The 18,305-nt window shown below is 46.9% G+C and carries 16 protein-coding genes; 9 read left to right on the top strand and 7 right to left on the bottom strand.

The window, feature by feature from the left end:
* The first annotated feature begins 1 nt into the window (after position 1).
* The 6 genes from LRP50_RS16035 to LRP50_RS16010 all read left to right on the top strand — a co-directional run bounded on the left by LRP50_RS16035 (position 2) and on the right by LRP50_RS16010 (position 4,373).
* A complete protein-coding gene (locus tag LRP50_RS16035) occupies positions 2–487 on the top strand; it encodes a TadE/TadG family type IV pilus assembly protein (protein WP_274165473.1) in 486 nt (161 codons plus the stop codon).
* Positions 468–1,022, top strand: coding sequence for a tight adherence pilus pseudopilin TadF (gene tadF, locus LRP50_RS16030; RefSeq protein ID WP_274165472.1), 555 nt, complete (start codon positions 468–470; stop codon positions 1,020–1,022). Before LRP50_RS16035 ends, tadF begins: the two co-directional genes overlap by 20 nt.
* 11 nt (positions 1,023–1,033) lie before the next feature.
* Positions 1,034–2,383, top strand: a complete 1,350-nt coding sequence (locus LRP50_RS16025; RefSeq protein WP_274165471.1) for a TadE/TadG family type IV pilus assembly protein — start codon at positions 1,034–1,036, stop codon at positions 2,381–2,383.
* A 19-nt stretch (positions 2,384–2,402) separates the two neighbouring features.
* A complete protein-coding gene (locus LRP50_RS16020) occupies positions 2,403–3,074 on the top strand; it encodes an OmpA family protein (protein WP_274165470.1) in 672 nt (223 codons plus the stop codon).
* Between the two features lie 100 nt (positions 3,075–3,174).
* Complete coding sequence (locus LRP50_RS16015; protein WP_274165469.1) at positions 3,175–3,438, top strand: Rho-binding antiterminator; 264 nt, start codon at positions 3,175–3,177, stop codon at positions 3,436–3,438.
* 107 nt (positions 3,439–3,545) lie between these two features.
* Positions 3,546–4,373 (top strand): MurR/RpiR family transcriptional regulator, encoded by an 828-nt coding sequence (locus tag LRP50_RS16010; RefSeq protein WP_274165468.1) that lies wholly within the window; start codon positions 3,546–3,548, stop codon positions 4,371–4,373.
* Positions 4,374–4,401: 28 nt separating this feature from the next.
* Here LRP50_RS16010 and LRP50_RS16005 read toward each other — a convergent pair whose 3' ends face one another.
* Complete coding sequence (locus tag LRP50_RS16005; RefSeq protein ID WP_274165467.1) at positions 4,402–5,169, bottom strand: sulfite exporter TauE/SafE family protein; 768 nt, start codon at positions 5,167–5,169, stop codon at positions 4,402–4,404.
* On the opposite strand from LRP50_RS16005, the gene LRP50_RS16000 reads away from it, so the two are divergent.
* A complete protein-coding gene (locus LRP50_RS16000) occupies positions 5,159–5,338 on the top strand; it encodes a hypothetical protein (protein WP_274165466.1) in 180 nt (59 codons plus the stop codon). The genes LRP50_RS16005 and LRP50_RS16000 overlap by 11 nt on opposite strands.
* Before the next feature lie 47 nt (positions 5,339–5,385).
* Here LRP50_RS16000 and LRP50_RS15995 read toward each other — a convergent pair whose 3' ends face one another.
* From LRP50_RS15995 to LRP50_RS15985, 3 genes are read right to left on the bottom strand one after another with little or no spacing between them, the layout of a single operon-like run.
* On the bottom strand, positions 5,386–9,012 hold the full coding sequence (locus LRP50_RS15995; RefSeq protein WP_274165465.1) for a sarcosine oxidase subunit alpha family protein: 3,627 nt from the start codon (positions 9,010–9,012) through the stop codon (positions 5,386–5,388).
* Positions 9,009–9,323, bottom strand: a complete 315-nt coding sequence (locus LRP50_RS15990; protein ID WP_274165464.1) for a sarcosine oxidase subunit delta — start codon at positions 9,321–9,323, stop codon at positions 9,009–9,011. The genes LRP50_RS15995 and LRP50_RS15990 overlap by 4 nt, the downstream gene beginning before the upstream one ends.
* A gap of 29 nt (positions 9,324–9,352) precedes the next feature.
* Entirely contained in the window at positions 9,353–10,603 is a 1,251-nt protein-coding gene (locus LRP50_RS15985; protein ID WP_274165463.1) for a sarcosine oxidase subunit beta family protein, read from the bottom strand.
* A 411-nt stretch (positions 10,604–11,014) separates the two neighbouring features.
* On the opposite strand from LRP50_RS15985, the gene fdhD reads away from it, so the two are divergent.
* Together fdhD and LRP50_RS15975 are read left to right on the top strand one after the other, a co-directional pair.
* Positions 11,015–11,875, top strand: a complete 861-nt coding sequence (fdhD, locus tag LRP50_RS15980) for a formate dehydrogenase accessory sulfurtransferase FdhD (RefSeq protein ID WP_274165462.1) — start codon at positions 11,015–11,017, stop codon at positions 11,873–11,875.
* Positions 11,876–12,512: 637 nt separating this feature from the next.
* Positions 12,513–12,995: a GNAT family N-acetyltransferase gene (locus tag LRP50_RS15975; protein ID WP_274165461.1), complete on the top strand. Its 483-nt coding sequence runs from the start codon at positions 12,513–12,515 to the stop codon at positions 12,993–12,995.
* Positions 12,996–13,083: 88 nt separating this feature from the next.
* Here the strand turns inward: LRP50_RS15975 and LRP50_RS15970 are convergent, their stop codons facing one another.
* The 3 genes from LRP50_RS15970 to LRP50_RS15960 form a co-directional block, all read right to left on the bottom strand.
* On the bottom strand, positions 13,084–13,281 hold the full coding sequence (locus LRP50_RS15970; protein WP_274165460.1) for a hypothetical protein: 198 nt from the start codon (positions 13,279–13,281) through the stop codon (positions 13,084–13,086).
* 155 nt (positions 13,282–13,436) lie between these two features.
* Positions 13,437–15,185, bottom strand: a complete 1,749-nt coding sequence (locus tag LRP50_RS15965; RefSeq protein WP_274165459.1) for a two-component system response regulator — start codon at positions 15,183–15,185, stop codon at positions 13,437–13,439.
* On the bottom strand, positions 15,175–17,868 hold the full coding sequence (locus tag LRP50_RS15960; RefSeq protein ID WP_274165458.1) for a response regulator: 2,694 nt from the start codon (positions 17,866–17,868) through the stop codon (positions 15,175–15,177). The genes LRP50_RS15965 and LRP50_RS15960 overlap by 11 nt, the downstream gene beginning before the upstream one ends.
* Positions 17,869–18,305 lie beyond the last annotated feature (437 nt).

Here is an 18,305-nt window from a genome sequence, read left to right as displayed (position 1 = left end):
CATGAGATCGTTAAGGCGAAAACACACACGAAGAAAGAACCAACAATCAGGTGTTATTACCCTCGAGTTTGCCATCGGCTTTCCGCTCCTGTTTTTCTTTCTCATGTTTTGGGTCGAAATATGTGTCATTGGCTATTTATCGTCAGTGGTTGATTACGCCATTTCAGAATCTTCTCGCACTGCTAGATCCTCTGCAAATGCGAATTATGAGTCCATATTCCGAACGGCGATCAGCAACAGTAATGACTTTTGGACAAAGGTTGTTGACCCTACCAAATTCAGTATCTCTGTTGAATTTTATGACTCATTAGACAGCGCGGCGTCAAGGGCTGGCACCGTATTGGGCTCGGACAAACCCATTGCCCTTTACCAAGTGAGCTACGAATACGAACCCATGTTCTCGTATTTGTATGATGCAGAGACATTGAATTTATCTCGTGAAGTCATTGCTATTCAGGAATTTGAACGTGACCAATTTAGCCAATAAACAACGTGGCACATTCACCATTGAACTTGTCGTCATTCTGATCGCATTCAGTTTTATTTGTGTTTTCACTATGGATGTTGTTTCAAAACAAGCCGTTGTCGGAAAGCTGGATCGTCTTTCCTATTCAACGGTAAGCCTAGTTAAAGAGCGGACTCAACTCTTTGATGGAGAAGACAAAATGACAATTGCGCAAACATCCACATTGTTTCGTTTAGTGTCGACATCCTTAGATGCAACAATGAACGGCTTCGAACCGAGTCGTCTCGGCATGGTGATCGAACAACAGCGATTCAACAGTGAGCAACAACCTATTTCCGCTCAGACTGGGGTTAATATCTTTGATGTTGGTGATTATGGATGCGCGCCTGTTAAAAGGCTCAGCTTAAAGTCAGAACTCGCGCCAGTGACCAACTTCGGTAATCGACTAACGCTGTATCAAATCACTCTTTGTTATAAAACGGACAATATGTTCGGAAAACTCATGGGCGAAACTTGGGAGTTGGCTCGCTCAACCTCAATATCAGTAGGTCGATAGGATTGAGTGCGATGAAATCAAGTTCTTCAAAACAACGTGGCGTAGCGACCATCTTCTACATTATCGCTTTTCCACTATTGTTCAGCGTATTTGTTCTCGCCATTGAATCGACGCGCTATTTACAAACCCATGCTCGGGTCAATGATGGCGTTGAAATGGCCTCTCTTGCCGTCGCTGCTAATGCTTCAACCGTCGTCCATGAAAATCAAATATTGGCCAAAGGCTTTGTCGACAATTACGCACCAGACGGCGACATCAACGCTTCTGACATCAATGTCCAAAGAACGAGTTGCGATGAGATCTATGGAGAACAATGCGGGAAAGCGGGGGTTTATGACCGTGATGGCTTAATTTTTACCCAGTATCGAGTCAGCGTCGAATCAGATTTCACCAGTTGGTATCCGAAGAGCGATTATCATCAAGGGTATGAAGAAAAGATCACCATGGGCGGAGAAGCAACGGCACGTAAATATCAGGGCTTTACCATTGATGTCGCCTTCGTCGCGGATTTCTCTGGATCAATGGCGAGCGCATGGGAAGAAAACGATAACAATAATGACGACGACGATGAATTCAGTCATATCAACTCAAAATATGAGGGAGTTGTTGAGGTCATAAAACGCATTACTGAAAGGCTGGAGTCATACAATGATTCCACTGAGCAAGAGATTGGCGACGAGCAACTCGCAAACCGTGCGGCGTTTATTGGATACAACATGTATCCCCATGATCTCGGTTCCTACTACAGCAATGTTCAGTACTACGGCAATGGTTCTAGATCATACCAGTGGTGGAATAACATTCCCAATATCAACTATGCAGCTACCGTCGCAGCCCCTCTCACAACACCGAGAACATCCATCATCGGCAGAGATCCTAATGATAGTTCGTCCTTCAGGACGCTGGGGTTAACTGATAATTTTGCTAATTTCAGAACAACGATCGATCATTTTATCCCCAGCCATGGGACCGCTTCTTTCGAAGGTATTCTCGAGGCAGCGAAGATTATTAACGGCGGAGAAAACGTTCGAAAACTCATCATTGTTCTCTCTGATGGCGCAGATTGGCACCCCGACTACGCCCATGACAATCGCTTTCCCAGCTATGCCGCACTACGACTCTATAACGCTGGGCTATGCGACAACATCATAACGAAGTTAGAACAAAGGCAAATCAATGGTCGGGCTGTCGAAGCTCGAATATTTGTGATTGGTTTTGACTACGACATTTCGCTAAACCCAGGATTGCAGACTTGTGCTGGTGCTGAAAACATTCAATCAGCGAGCTCATACAAGGATATCTATGAAACGGTTCTTGAGCTTATCAGTGAAGAAGTTGGGCGCTTGTACGTTGGCAGTTAAGAACGCTTATGGAGACATTATGAAGTCAGCATTTTCAATAACAGCACTGGCAATTACCTTGAGTGCTGTTAGTTCTATTTCTTTTGCTGAAAATATTTCAACAACTGTATTTGAAGATATCTGTTCGGATAAAAACACAGAGGTCGCCTTTCGCATTGATGTGGGCCAATCCACTGAAGTGTTTTTTCATAAATCACAGTATGTTCAATTAGAAGCACCGATGACAACACATCCCACCACCCCGTTGTTCATTGACGCCTTGGTGAACGCCGGCCTCAACAAAGAATGTGCTGAGCTTTTAGTTCGCGAGACACCCCGTGTTTCATCACATCACAATCAACTTGTTGCCATGGTGCACTTTGGTTTTGATAAGTCATCTCTCACATCAACTGGCAAAAAAATCCTTGCAAGTGTGGTCGATACAATCAAACGCAGCCAAACCGCGTTATCCATTGAAGGGCACACCGACAGTGTTGGTAGCCACGCCTACAACCTGAAGCTTGGGCTTCAACGTGCTGATTCTGTGAAAGGCTACCTCACCACATCAGCGGGCAACACGGCTGCACTTAAAACGCTTTCCCGTGGTGAAACCGCCCCTATTGCTAACAATACAACCGCAGCAGGAAAAGCGCAGAACCGTCGAGTAGAAGTACGTTCATTGATCATCCCTAATGGCACCACTAGCAAGTAATCGCATCCTAGGCGACACTTAGCCTTGTCATGTTCTCAAGTTATCTCGCCGTTGTTGAGGTGGCTTGAGTACAAAAGCATAAATTGAGGGAGATTGTTCAATGATCAAATGCGATGACTATGATTGCGTGGAAATTGTCTGCTTGTTTCGCTACCCCATCAAACTCGTTTTACGCTCGGGTGAAACCATAGAGGGCATTGCTAAAGACACGACGCGAAACGCTGACCGTGAGGAATGTATTTCACTAGATACAGACCGCAACCAACAGCGTGCCACAGAACTTGTGGTGCTCGATGATGTTGCTTCATTAGAGGTGTTGGTCGACAACCCGCATTTTAAGCAATTCAGCTTTGGCCTGAAGTAAGCGGAGCGATCATCAAGCAGATAAATTGATAGTGAAATAAAAATTCCATTTTAAATTTCATTTCGAAACATTACACTTGCCATAGATGGAACTGAATCGAGCACTCTATGGCTACGGCAACTCACCTCGCTGAATTACAGCAACAAATCCGACAACGCTATCACGACTTGAGTAAGCGATTGCAACAAGTCGCCCACTATGTTCTCGACAACCCAAACAGTATTGCCTTTGATACGGTCGCCGTGATCGCCACGCACGCCAATGTGCCACCTTCTACCCTAATTCGCTTTGCCAACGCGTTCGACTTTAGTGGCTTCAATGAAATGAAGCAGCTTTTTCGCAAGAATTTAGTCGAAGAAACGAGCAGTTACACTGAGCGCGCTAAGCTCCTCAAAAATAACCAATCAGATGCTTCACTAGAGACACCTAGCGACATTCTTCAACAGTTTACACTGGCGAATACCGTCGCCTTGCAGGAACTGACCAGTTCCGTCAGTCCTGAGCAGCTTGATGCCGCGGTAGACCTACTCGAACATGCGGACACTATCTACGTGGTCGCCATGCGCCGCGCATTTAGTATCGCGTCTTACCTTTCTTATGCTCTTCGTCATCTTGAACGACGAGTGGTTTTGGTAGATGGCTTTGGTTGCATGGCTTCGGAGCAGTTGGCGCTAGTCGGTGAAAAGGATGTGGTGATTGGTGCGAGTTTTTCGCCATATTCACCTGAGACCATTGAGCTTTGTGATCACGCCACCCAATCTAAAGCGAAAAAGATCGTCTTCACAGACAGTCAAGTAAGCCCTTTAGCCGCGAACAGTGATGTGTGCTTTGTGATAAAAGAAGCCGCCGTGGAGTCATTTCGTTCACAAACCGCTACCTTATGCTTGGCGCAGTCTTTGGCAGTGTCGCTCGCGTTTCGTTTGAGCCGACAGTAAGGTTAACAGCTAAGATTGTGATGCCGTGTTATATCAAGCTGATGATCCCATCCGCAGACAGCTTGATACCTGAAAGAAACAGAAACAAATAGCACAGTTGATAGATACGTTTTTGGCTGACACGATGCAGCATCCAAACTCCCATTTTTACGCCAAGCGGTGCCAGCGGAATCAAGATCAGTGCGGTCAACAAGTTCGTTTGATCAAATTCGCCAATCGCCGCATAAGGGATCACCTTCACCACATTCAACAGAGCGAAAAAAACCGCCATGGTGGCTACCAGCGTCACTTTCTCAAGCTTTTGTGGCAAAAGGTATATGCTTGCTGGCCCGCCGCCTGCATGTATCGTTGTGCTAGAAAAACCACTAACACCACCCCAAATCATGGCTGCCATTTTCCCCTTTTGCTTTTTCGCCGCTTTCATAAGACCGAATTCAGACAAAACATAGTGAATACAAAACCACAGCGAAAGAAAACCAATGGTCAACTTCAGCCCAGCTTGGGGTACGGCATGAATATAAAAGCCAGCAAGAGCAACACCGAGCAATGCCCCCGGCAGCATGCGCTTTATTACGACGTAGTCTGCGCTTTTATAGTGATAGCGTACTGCGAAGAAATCCATCGCCAGTAAGATAGGAAGCAATATCGCCGCAGCTTGCGTGGGTGCAATGGCAAAGGCCATCAAGGGCACTGCTATGATCCCCAACGCGCCACCCAGCCCCCCTTTACCAATGCCATAAATCAGCACCGCGGGAACGGATAGAAGATAGAAATAAGGGTCAGTGATGACTGGCAAGTACGCATTCTCAATTGAATCGGTTTATGTCGATCATAGCGATTTATCTCCTTTGATTGGCGGGAATAACGTGCCTAAAGTGATATCCGCATACAAACAGAGTGGCATTGAAACAGCTTGGCAACCATGTTTTCCAAGTAATAAGAAGCCCGCACAAAGTGCGGGCTAATAGACGTTGAATTTTCACGCCAACCATCCAATGGCGTGAGCTATCGTTTAGCAATCTAGTGTCAGGCCATATTCCTCAGCCGCATCTTGGATCCACAGCGCGATGTAGTCTGCAAAGCTGCGTCTCACCACGAGATCGTAACAGTTTTCGCTACGGTGGCGCATAAACACTTGCGCTTTGGCAAATGTCGTACCGACGCATTTACCGACGCCAAAGTGGCGTGAATCAACGTCGTAAGAGACAGATTTTTTCAGCACATCTAGCGCGTGAGAGCCGGATAAGGTCACCAACGACTGACCACCCGACACATCCACCACTTGATAATGTCCACTCAACACAGCACGCAGAGATGTTTCAATCTCTTGGGCTGATTTTGCAGTACTCAACACGAGCCATTCATCCGGCGATTGCCACCAAATTTGATAATCATCAGACTCGGATGATGAACACGACTTGGTTGGCAACGACATCCCCAGTGCTTGCTCGATATTCGTAACAAACTCCGCGGTAGGCGCTCCACGCAGAACAACTTGGCTCATGTTCTTCGTTTCATGCAAGTGCACACCCGCAGACGCGGTTTGAGATTGACCTAAATGATGTAAAGGCAGCGCATTCTGAACAGTATAAGCCTCTTCAAGCGGTGATACGTCTTCATCTTTTGATTGCGCAGGCTTCTCGTTTTTGGTGTCATAAAACACTGAACTGCATATCTGAGCTTTCAATACGTTACCGTCTGCCAATGGGAAGTAGACATGATCACCCATTCGGTTCAGGCCGTTTTTGATTAGCCCAAAAGCAATGGACTCACCTAGAACGTCACTGAAGTACGAAGAAGTGACGTGCCCCACCATGGTCATTGGAATCGGTTGCTCTGGATTATCCACCGCTTGCGCACCTTCCGGAATAACCTTGTTAGGTTCAGTGCATTTCAGGCCCACCAGCTGTTTTCTGTCCGTACGAATGGTATCTTCACGCGTCCATGAGCGACGCCCCAGAAAACTGAAGGTTTTCTGCTTTCCGGTTATCCAACCCATATTCAAATCTTGTGGCGTGACCGAACCATCGGTGTCTTGACCAACAATAATAAAGCCCTTTTCAGCACGCAAAATGTGCATGGTTTCTGTGCCATACGGCGTGATGTTATACGGTGCCCCCGCTTTCATCACTTGTTCCCACACATACATTCCTGCATTGGCATTTACATTGATTTCAAAAGACAATTCGCCCGTGAAACTGATGCGAAATACTCGCCCTTCCACGCCAGCCACTGTCATCGGTTTCCAGCTCATAAAAGGCATTGCTTCTTCTGAGATATCTTCATCACCGACCAGTTGCTGCAAAACATTACGGCAGTTAGGCCCAGAAATCGTCATGGTCGCCCAATGATCGGTCACACTGGTAAAGTAAAGGTCAAGTTCAGGCCATTCTGTTTGGTGCCACGCTTCTAACCAACGCAATACACCTGCGGCTCCACCAGAAGTGGTTGTCATCAAGAAATGGTCATCTGAGATGCAAGAAGTCACGCCATCATCAAACACCATGCCGTCTTCGTGACACATCAAACCATAACGGCAACGCCCCGGAGCGAGTTTGTCCCACCCGTTGGTGTAGATGCGATTGAGAAATTCTCGGACATCTTTGCCTTGAATATCGATTTTCCCTAAGGTCGAGGCATCCAATATTCCAACGCTTTCTCGTGTTGCGCGACATTCTCGACCCAAAGCTTGCGCCATGGTTTCATTCCCTTTCGGGTAATACCAAGGTCGCTTCCATTGCCCCACATTTTCAAACTTGGCGCCATGTTGAACATGCCATGCATGCATCGCCGTGTAGCGTGCAGGGTCAAACGTTTTCCCCACATCACGTCCTGCCAACGCACCAAAGGTAACAGGCGTGTACATAGGGCGGAAAATCGTCGTGCCCGTTTCGGGGATGGTTTTTCCCATTGCATTGGCGGCTATCGCCATGCCATTGATGTTGCCAGTTTTGCCTTGATCGGTGCCAAATCCCATCGCTGTGTAACGCTTGATGTGCTCAATGGATTCGTACCCTTCACGCACAGCCAGCTCAATACCCGCCGCTGTTACATCGTTTTGGAAATCGACAAACTGCTTAGGTGCACGGCTGTTAGGAAGGCGATGCGGTGCAAGGTACAATGCCATTGCAGGTGTTGATGTCAGAGTATCAACATCTGGCATATCAGGCTTATCAACAGAAACGCCTAGTGCCTGCGCCAAGCGCATTGCAGCTTCTGCCCCTTCATTGATCACGTCAGCCAACTCGCCAACACCCGCCACCGCACCAGCATAGTCCATCCCTTTCACGCTGTTTGATGGAACAAACGCGGCAATATCATCACGCCAGAGTGGGCGTCCGCCCGTATGACAACTCAGATGCAAGGCAGGACTCCACCCTCCACTGCTGGCAACCGTGTCGCACGCAATAACCGATGTTGTGCCGGTGACACTGCTGCCCGTTTTATCAATAGCCACCACTTCAGCACCCGTCACTTCGTGGCTTCCTTTCAGGTTCATCACGGCATGACCTTGGTAAACCGTGATCCCCAGATCTTTCGCCTTCTGGACCCGATCGCCATCAGAAAACGGACGCGTATCAACAATCGCCGCAACCGTTCTTCCGCTTTGATGCCAATCAATCGCCGCGTCATAGGCTTCATCATTGGTGGTCATCAGCACCAGCTTTTCGCCCGCAGCAACGCCATACCGACGAAGATAGATAGAAACGGCGGAGGCCAACATACTGCCGGGCAAATCGTTGTTACCAAACACCAAAGGCCGTTCAATGGCGCCCGTTGCCAGCAAAACCCGCTCCGCTCGAATATGGTGCATACGTTGTCGAATGCCATGCACCTCATCACCGAGGTGATCCGTTTTTCTCTCTACCACTCCCACGAAATTATGGTCGTAGTAGCCAAACGCCGTGCTACGTGGCAATAGCGTGCAATCGCGGTCTTTAGCTAGAACATCAAGTGTCTCTGCCACCCAGCGATCCGCGGGTTGACCGTTGATCGCCTCTCGGCAATGCAGCAAACTGCCTCCCATTTCAGCTTGTTCGTCCACAAGCATCACGCGAAGCCCTTTCCCAACCAAGGTTCTCGCAGCCATTAATCCTGCTGCGCCAGCCCCGACAATCAACACATCACAGTGATGATGCATTTTGTCGTATTTGTCAGGATCATTTGCGCGAGGGATTTCCCCAAGCCCCGCCGCGTTACGAATGTGTTTTTCGTAAGTGGGCCACAATGATTCCGGATACATGAAGGTTTTGTAGTAGAAGCCTGCCGGCATCATGGCGCCGCCAATTTTGCCGACCATAGCTAACGCATCTGTCTCTAGGCTCGGCCATGCGTTCACGACACGCGCATCCAAGCCATCATAAAGCTCAGTTTGCGTTGCGCGTTGATTGGGGGTGGAGGTTGAAGGTTGAGAACCTAATTGCAAGATCGCATTCGGCTCTTCCGCTCCCGCACCGACGATGCCGCGAGGGCGGTGATATTTGAAGCTACGTCCTACGACTTTCACGCCGTTAGCAATCAAGGCTGACGCTAACGTGTCCCCTTTATGTCCTTGGTAAACCTGACCGTTGAACGAAAACGTGAATGAAGAGTTTCGATCAATGCGACCGCCTTCCGGCAAACGATTTTTTTGGCTCATGCATTCGCCTCCCCGTTTGATTGGCCATGAGACTTATCCGCCTCTGCTGACGCACCAATCTTGTACACCGCCTCAATGTCATAGGTCACCGTATTGCGCTGCACATTGAAGAATTTTCGACACCCCGCAGCGTGATACCACATTTCTCGATGGCTACCTTTGATGTTTTTACGATGAAACAAATAGTGTCCCCACTCTTTGTCACTCAGCGCATCAGGGTCTTCTGGGCGAACAATATGCGCCTCGCCACCATAGGCATATTCGTCTTCGTCTCTGTGTTCTTCACAGTAAGGACAGTAAATACGTAGCATGTCAGTTCCTTTTCCAATACTGCGTGAGGTTAATGCGCAACGCCGGCAGCGCCGTGCTCATCAATCAAATAGCCAGACACAAAACGGTCGATATTAAAGGGCGCCGCTAACGGGTGCGGCGAGTCATTCGCAAGGGTATGGGCAAACACGTGGCCAGAACCCGGTGTTGCTTTGAAACCACCCGTCCCCCAACCACAATTGAAGTACAACCCTTGAATGTCAGTTTTACTGATGATCGGGCATGCATCAGGGCAAGTGTCGACAATACCGCCCCAATGGCGGTTCATACGCACCCGGCTGAGGAAAGGGAACATTTCAATGATGGCCGCAATGGTATGCTCAATAACCGGAAAAGAGCCACGTTGACCAAAGCCGTTATACGCATCAATCCCAGCACCGATCACCAAGTCCCCCTTATCAGATTGGCTGATATAACCATGAACTTGGTTAGACATGATCACTGTATCAATACAAGGTTTGAGCGGCTCTGACACCATGGCTTGCAATGGATGAGACTCAATGGGCAGTGTCATGTTTGCCATGCGTGCAAGCTCGCCAGAGTTACCTGCAACAACGCAACCGACTTTCTCAGCGCCGATAAATCCTTTTGAGGTTTCTACACCTTTGATTTTGCCTTCTTCGATACGCAAATCTGTCACTTCCGTTTGCTGAATCAGATCCACACCAAGTTGGTCAGCCGCCCGTGCAAAACCCCACGCGACAGCATCGTGACGCGCCACACCGCCTCTTGGTTGCCAACTGGCGCCCATGACCGGATAACGTGTATTTTCCGAACAATCTAGCAAGGGAACAAGGTCTTGAACGCCTCGGGTATCTAGCACTTCACAGTCAATACCATTGAGCCTATTGGCACTCACTCGTCGTTCAATATCTCGCATGTCTTGAAGGGTATGCCCCAAATTGAGCACCCCACGTTGACTGAACATCAAATTGAAATTTAGCTCCTGAGACAAGCCTTCCCATAGTTTCAATGAGTGTTCATAGAGGTGAGCCGCTTCATCCCACAGGTAATTGGAACGAACAATGGTGGTATTTCGCGCTGTGTTACCACCGCCTAGCCAGCCCTTTTCGATCACCGCAACGTTTTTCACCCCACACTCTTTAGCAAGGTAATACGCGGTTGCCAACCCATGACCACCACCGCCAACAATGATCACGTCGTAATAGGGTTTAGGGGTGGGGTTGCGCCAAACACGCTGCCAGTTTTCATGGAAAGTCAGGGCGTGTTTAAACAGGCCGAATCCTGAGTAATTTGTCATTCCTTTGTCCTGTGCCGAGGAAAATTCTGATCCCCCAATTACAAGGGAGGCAGGTTGCACCAAAAGTGTAGTCATTTCATCGCCGTTGGTCGCGAAGCTACCACGCAATCTCGACCATGGTAAGGTTGCTCTGCTACCTCAGAGTGCGCAATTGCGCCTGCCCTCAATGTGTTTGCGACAACACAATTAGGGCATTTTTCTCCATTGATCAATGACAATGCGTTACGTCACTTTTTCGCCCTCGTTTAACGCACAGCAGACGTAATAGCACTATCCTATCCTCTAGAAGCGCTCCGCTGTCCTATCGATTAAGCGTCAAAGATCTGCGGTAGCTTATAGGGCGACAGCAGCATGAATATGTCTGCGTCTATTGAGTAATATTGAGTAATATTGTGTAGCGATGAGTCATCCATGACGAAACCCAAATCCAAACCCGCCCAGTCAAAGGAAGACCATCCCCTTCCTCCTCATTCTCTTCACCATTACATGGACGAAGAAAATGACGTGACGTGTTTTTCGACGCTACCCACGGAAACACCTCTTGCGATTTCCTACAACGGGGTCAGTCACGCAGTCATGATGGTGACACCTCAAGATATAGATGACTTCATCTATGGATTTTCATTCAGTGAACGAATTATTCGAAACAGTGGTGAAATCCATGACATCGTCGTAGAGACAGAAAACGACGCTTTACTCGCCCATGTCACCTTAGCCAATAGAGCACTCGCAAGAATGTCACTGACCAAGCGTCATTTAGCAGGCCGAACGGGGTGTGGTATTTGTGGTGCTGAATCGCTGGCACATGCTATTCCAAGCTTAAGTGCACTGGATTACATCGAACCTATCAGCAACGCCAGCATTCTCAAACTGCGTGACACGCTGCGAGAATGGCAATCATTGGGGCACATCAGCGGCGCGATTCATGCTGCACTGCTCGTCGATGACAACGGACAGATACTGACGTGTAAAGAAGATATTGGGCGGCACAACGCCCTCGACAAAGTCCTTGGTGCGGGGCTACGTCACCGCTCACTCTCTCCAACGTATGCCCTATTGATGACAAGTCGATGCAGTATAGAATTAGTACAAAAAGCGGTGACCGCAGGTGTCGGGACATTGATCACACTCGGCACGCCAACGTCATTGGCCGTCAACACTGCCATTCAGGCGAATCTCAATCTGATACACCTCCCTCGAAAAGATGCGCCTCGGTTTTACAATCGTTCGGCAAAGGGACGCCTTGATCATAACGTTGGTAAACCTCGCTGAATCCAGCATCTTCAGGTTGTTTGGGTATAGTTCTAATTCGCTCGCAGAACAACCAACAACTGCCCCCTAAAACAACGCGTTGAATTATCCTAACCGCCTCACTTTACACAGTATATTGACGTCACTATGGATCTCGAGCATCCGCTCCATGTTTGGAAGCAAACCCGTCGCCACGGTAAGTTAAATTATGTCATCACGTTATTTTTGGTTTTCACCATTGGCACATTGATGGGACTCGTTGGCTCGGCTTACTTCTCTACCAATGGTAATGACGTCGAACAGTTCTTTCTTTCCTTTCCTATCTATTGTTTAAAGATCGCAAGTTTCAGCCTGACAATAAGCCTTGTCAGCTGGTATGTATGCGAGGCGTTGTATAAGTATCGGTTGAAAAGAGACAAATTGCTCTCACCCAAACCTCATTCGCCATCGCATCCCGAATGACGCAATAGTGATAATTCTCCTTAAGTGAATAAAAAAACGCCAACTTATTAGGCAATGCGTGACATTGATGCCATCGTTTCTTTCCGTTCTCTGGCAACCTTATGACGCTAAATTAATCGCGCTCTCGGTACCATTAAACTGGAACGACAACGTCAGCGTATAAAAAGAATCTCGTTTCATTAAGAAGGCCCATCAGATGGTAAATGGCGAAACCGCTTCTATTAAAGATATCGTTACTTTTGCTGAGGTCGCCCCTATCGCTGTCCCCCCATCTTTACTTTTAGAAGCAGATCCTTCCGCAACCAGCATTGCTTCTTATCTACTTGATTCCTGGTGCTTTGTCGCTTTGAAAAACAAACAAATCATCGCGGCATGTGTCATCAAAAAAACAGACTCTGGCGTCGCTGAGGTGTTTAATATTGCCGTATCACCCGAGTTTCAGGGCAATGGATGGGGAACAGGCCTTCTCAAGTACGCAATACAATTTACGCGTAAGAAGAAAATCAAACGGTTGGAAATAGGGACAGGAACATTCGGCTACCAACTGGCTTTTTATCAACGAATGGGTTTTCGCGTATCCGAAGTGGTAACTAACCATTTTCTGGAAAACTACGATGAACCCATTTGGGAAAATGGTGTTCAACATAAAGATATGTTGAGGCTCTACCTCGATCTATAAATATCAATCTCACTCTTTACGGCAAGAGAAGCAAAGAATTTGTAGGAGGTGACATTATAAACGCATGCTGAGACATGAAATAAAATTCTCAACAGCGCCCTTTCTTTGCTTGTCCAGGCGGACAAAATTTACCGTCAGATTTATCCCCAGAATAATCCTTGTCATCGTCGTTATGATCTTTTGACTTTACTTTAATTTCAACGTCATTGGTTTCACCTTCAACGCTCGTTAAACGACACCCTGTCGACACAAATAAAACCACTAACAACAACGTAATTAGTTTCATTTTTCATCTCCTTAAGTCCTTACTCGCTAGTAATAGTAGCCTAGCGCATGATGAGTAAGACTTTCGTTCAACTTCAAAAGCCACTGAAAAGTGCCCGGTTCTCAGAACTCGATGTACACTCGCAATCTAGAGATTGTAGGTTAGTCTGGTCGACGCTATTTTTGAGCCATCACACCATCATTGTCTTGAGGCTCTGTCTCGTGACTAGACAAACCCAAGAACTCTCGGAACGCATCAATGCTAATTGGACGACCGAGATAATAACCCTGTGCCAGATCACAGCCTTTCGACGTCAGCATCTCCAATTGCTCTTGTGTCTCAACGCCTTCGGCGATTGTTCTCATCTTGAGCCCACGCGCCATGGATATCACGGCGGTTGCCAACGTTTCGTTAATTTCAACGTCGGTAATACCATCTACAAATTCACGGTCGATTTTCAACGCATCAAATGGAAAACGCAGCAAATAGCTCAAAGAAGAATAGCCAGAACCAAAATCATCCATCGATAGTACTGCCCCCATGCTGTGGAGTTCTTCTATCACGTCTTTCACATACATTTGTTGACTCAAAAGTACTCCTTCCGTCACTTCCAACTCTAGGCGATTTGCATCAAACCCTGCCTCGTCGATAGTGGCTTTCACATCCTCGACAAAACCCGATTTACGAATTTGTTGCGGTGATATATTGATCGCCACATTGAGAAGTCGACCTTGAAAATTCCTAAGCCTAAGAAAATCATACACAGCCGTTTTCAATACAAACTTTCCGATTTCATATATCAAATTGGTTTGTTCAGCGATCGGTATAAATTCATCTGGAGGTACGCTTCCAAGCTCACTATTGTTCCACCGTAGCAATGCTTCAGCCCCCACAACTTCATTGGTCTTCAGGTCAATAAACGGCTGGTAAACAAGCGAAAATTCATCGAGAGAAAGGGCTCGAACAAGGTTGTATTCAATTCGAACACGGCGGTGAACATTGTCATTCATTTCAGACGTGAACATACGATAAGAATCTTTTCCGCCGCATTTAGCTTGGTCTTTCGCAACGTCAGCATTGGCAAATAACCGCTTGAAATCTTCTGTATCCAGCGGTGACAGTGAAACACCTATACTGGCAGTGATATGCACCTCACCCCCGCTGGAAACAGAAATAGGCTTGTTGATGGCTTTGCGTAATTTGCTCGCTATCTGACATGCATTTTCTGTTTGATGCAGACCCGGAAGCACAATCAAAAATTCATCGCCACTCACTCGACCTACCGTGTCGACCTCACGCACGACTTGGAGAATGCGCTTAGACAACTCTACTAAGACTTGATCCCCAACATCATGGCTAAGAGTGTCATTAATCAATTTAAAATTATCGATATCCACCAACATTAAGCCCGTGAGCAGCCCACGCCTCAGATCATGGGTAATCGCATAACGAAGACGGTCTAATGTTAGATTTCGGTTCGCCAGTCCCGTCAGTGAATCATAAAGCGCTCGCTGCATAATCAGGTCTTCGTTACGACGAATTCGCAATTGATTGTATATTCTAAGTTTCACTTCTGCAGGAGAAACAGGCTTGTTGATGTAATCTGCGCAACCGATACGCAGCCCCATTTCACGGCTCTCATCTTCTTGCTTCTCACTGATCAAAATGATGGGAATATCTTTTGTTGCCACGTCATTTTTGAAGGCCTGACAGAGAGAAAATCCATCCATATCGGGCAGATCAACATCCAGCAATACAAGTTTCGGCTGCTCAGTTTTTATCAGAACACTCGCGGTTGTTCCCGTCGTAGAGAAAATGACGCGATACTCTTCGCCTAATATCGCATTTAATATGCGAACACTATTAGGTGAAGAGTCAATGATTAATAGGGTGTCTTTATCGGCTGCGCTGTGGTTAACCAACATATGACTGACCTCCCTGCTCCGTTTGTTCTTTGCTGAATCCGTTGTCAGAAATGAATTGCTTTAACGCCGTTAAAGCTTGGGGGTAATCAAGTTCAATCAACTTGTCACCAACCGGTTTGAGCTTAATCGCCAAATCACAGAAATCGACCAACATCTGATAATAGTTGTCTATGGCCATCATATCTTGCGCCATGATCTGCGATTCCAGTACAAATATGCGGTCGATGAAGGCCTTATCCATCTGGTTGACTGAATGACTTTTGGGCAGCGCTGTAGATGCGTCGTTTTCAGTCGTTTTATGAAGAGAAGTAACATTATGCCGCTTAAGCAAAATGTCGCCGATTTCTTTAATGGCATTATCCATATCGCGCCGAAATTGGCTGAGTGACAATTGATAGTCCTCCAATGTCATTAACGCATTTTGGAGTTGCTTGGCTGATTTTCTTAGTGCAACAACCGAAAGATTCCCAGCACTACCTGCAATATTATGGGCGCTTTCAGCTGCTTCCGTTAACTTGCCCGATTCAATCAAAACGCACACTTGGCTCTCTTGTGCCCGAGCCTGGTGGGCAAAATCACTCAGCAGTTTGAAATACAGCTTCTCATTACCCATTACTCGCTTAATACCGTCATCGACATCGACGTATTCATACTCTTCGACTTCAACCGATTTATTTACATCACGAATATCTGTTGCATTGACCGCTAAACCTAAGTGGCTCGCAAGTTTTTTCAGCAAAATATCGGCATCAAGTGGCTTTGCTACATGATCGTTCATTCCAGCATCCGCACACCGTTGACGGTCTCGTTCCATGGTGTGGGCCGTTAATGCAAAAATCGGCAAACTCTCTCTATCGGCAGTTTCCCGAATAATACGTGTTGCTTCGAGGCCATTCATTTCCGGCATTTCTAGATCCATCAAGACGGCATCATATAGCTCTGGCGCAGGACACACTTTGACCACCGCACTGCGCCCTGAATCCGCCAACTCAACTTGAAAGTCATTGCTGATTAGTACTTCTTGTACGATCTGCTGGTTTATCGGCATATCGTCAACAACGAGGATGCGCTTGCCGCTACCATTAATTGTGATGCCATTTGAATGCACTTGCGCTGCAATAATGCGTTGGTGCGTTTTTGGTAGATTTTTACCCAGCACTTCCATCATGGTGTCAAACATAACGGACGCAGAAATTGGCTTATGAAGGTATCCATCCACCTGGCCTTTGCTGCGTTCTTTTTCAATAACAGCACGATCAAACGCACTGATCACTATCACCAATGGCCGTTGTTCTGGTGTCATATCAGTTTGGAGTTTTTCAAGTAAATGAAAGCCTTTTTTGCCGGGCATAGACCAATCAAGCAATACAAGATCAAAGGGTTCTCCTTCAAGATCTAAATGTCCTTCTTCGATTGCATGAAATGCGCTATCAACATCACTCGCGGATTCACAGTAGAAACCCAGAGACGAAATAATGGCTGAATGCACCGCGATCGAAGAGGGATTGTCGTCCACCACCAGTACCCTTAACCCTCTTAGATCAACGGGGACGGCAAAGCTCTTATCCGCATTAACCTTCGCGACCTGTAATTCAAGATTGAAGTAAATCCCTGAATCTTTATCGATTGACTCTTCATGAAACGCGCCCCCCATCAGTTCGACGAGACAACAGGCCACCACCAAATTCAAGGATTCATCAAGCTCTGACATTGCCATAGCCGCTCGTTCTGCCAGCTCATCCAAATCGTCTGAGTCTTGCTCGTCATCAGTGATTTTCCGGTGCACTGAAAACTCCAATACCACACTTGAATCAGACAATTTTCCTGCTTGAATACTCAAAATAATGGGGCAGCCACCGCCAACGATAAATGCTTCGCTGATCAGGTTGAGTAGAATACGTCTTAAACGGTCTGGGTCGCCAACAAGTGAACGTGGCACATCAAGCGGCACATTGAACAACAACTCTACGCACCGGTTCTCCGCTTCACCGACTAAATAATCTCTCAAGCTTTCAAGTAACTGTCCGAGGTCAAACGGCGTGTTGTCGAGAGAAATAGTATTCGTCGACATCTCCTCGAAATCTCGCAGATTGTCACCAATCACAGACGCTCGTTTCATCGCATTATTCACACTGTCCACGTAAACAGACTGTTTGTTGCTCAGCGATGTTTGGTTGAGCATTTGAGCACAGCTCACTGATGTCGCAATGAGAGGAGATAGTGTCATATTGACTTCAGTCAATAGATTAGCACTTCGACTCAACGCGCTCGTCACCCCTCTGTGTGCGCCCGCCACCAGGTGTGTGCCCATTTTTAAATAAAGCTCGTCTGCCGCGATGGGATAAACCATATAATCACTGGCTCCCGAACGGAAAGCCAACTGCTTCTGATCACCGCAATACGTGTTAGCCGTCATAATAATCCGCGTGTTTTTACATGTGCTCAGAGCACGGATCTTCTTGATCTCAACATCAATCGACTCTCCGCTTTCAAAAGCGAAGTCCATGCTGATGACAAGAATATTGACGGGGTGCTGTTCGAGAATAGTGGTCAGTTTTTGAGGTGTCGCTACGGAGCGCAGCCAGTAACCATTTTCACTCAATATCTGCTGGTGAAAATCAACATGCGAGAGATCTTCATCGGCGAGTACTATTATTGGCTCGTTTTTCACCAAACCTTTCATTACACCGTTCCTTTAGAATTGGTTTACATCAGCGCCTAACCACTGAAACATTCGTCATTTCAGTCGTTAGAGGTCACATGGCGGTCTTTCAGTCAAAGCAGCGAATTTCGCATGCCAACAGATCAAAAAGAGACAACTATCACCTTCACTAGGCGTATAAAGTTGCTCTTTTTCGCCTCACTAAGGGGCTTGTTTTTTCCTTTTAAAACTAGTGTCTTTTTTATACAACTGCCAATCTTCAACAAGACACCACACCAAAATGATGTCTACAGGATTCTAAAGTTCATGACAGACAAGCCTTAACGGCACCAATTTTTTTTTCACTCCTCCTCGCCATCGTTTTTTATAAAAACTCTTTACATTCAAACGTCTCATATATGAAACACAATTTATTGAAAACCCGAATTTCTTCCTTGCATGGACTTATCACCAACGAT

It is taken from the genome of Enterovibrio gelatinilyticus (genome assembly GCF_028683095.1).
Classification (GTDB): Bacteria; Pseudomonadota; Gammaproteobacteria; order Enterobacterales; family Vibrionaceae; genus Enterovibrio; species Enterovibrio gelatinilyticus.
The sequence above is the reverse complement of the archived record's forward strand: the minus strand, read 5'-3'. Positions and strand labels throughout refer to the sequence as shown.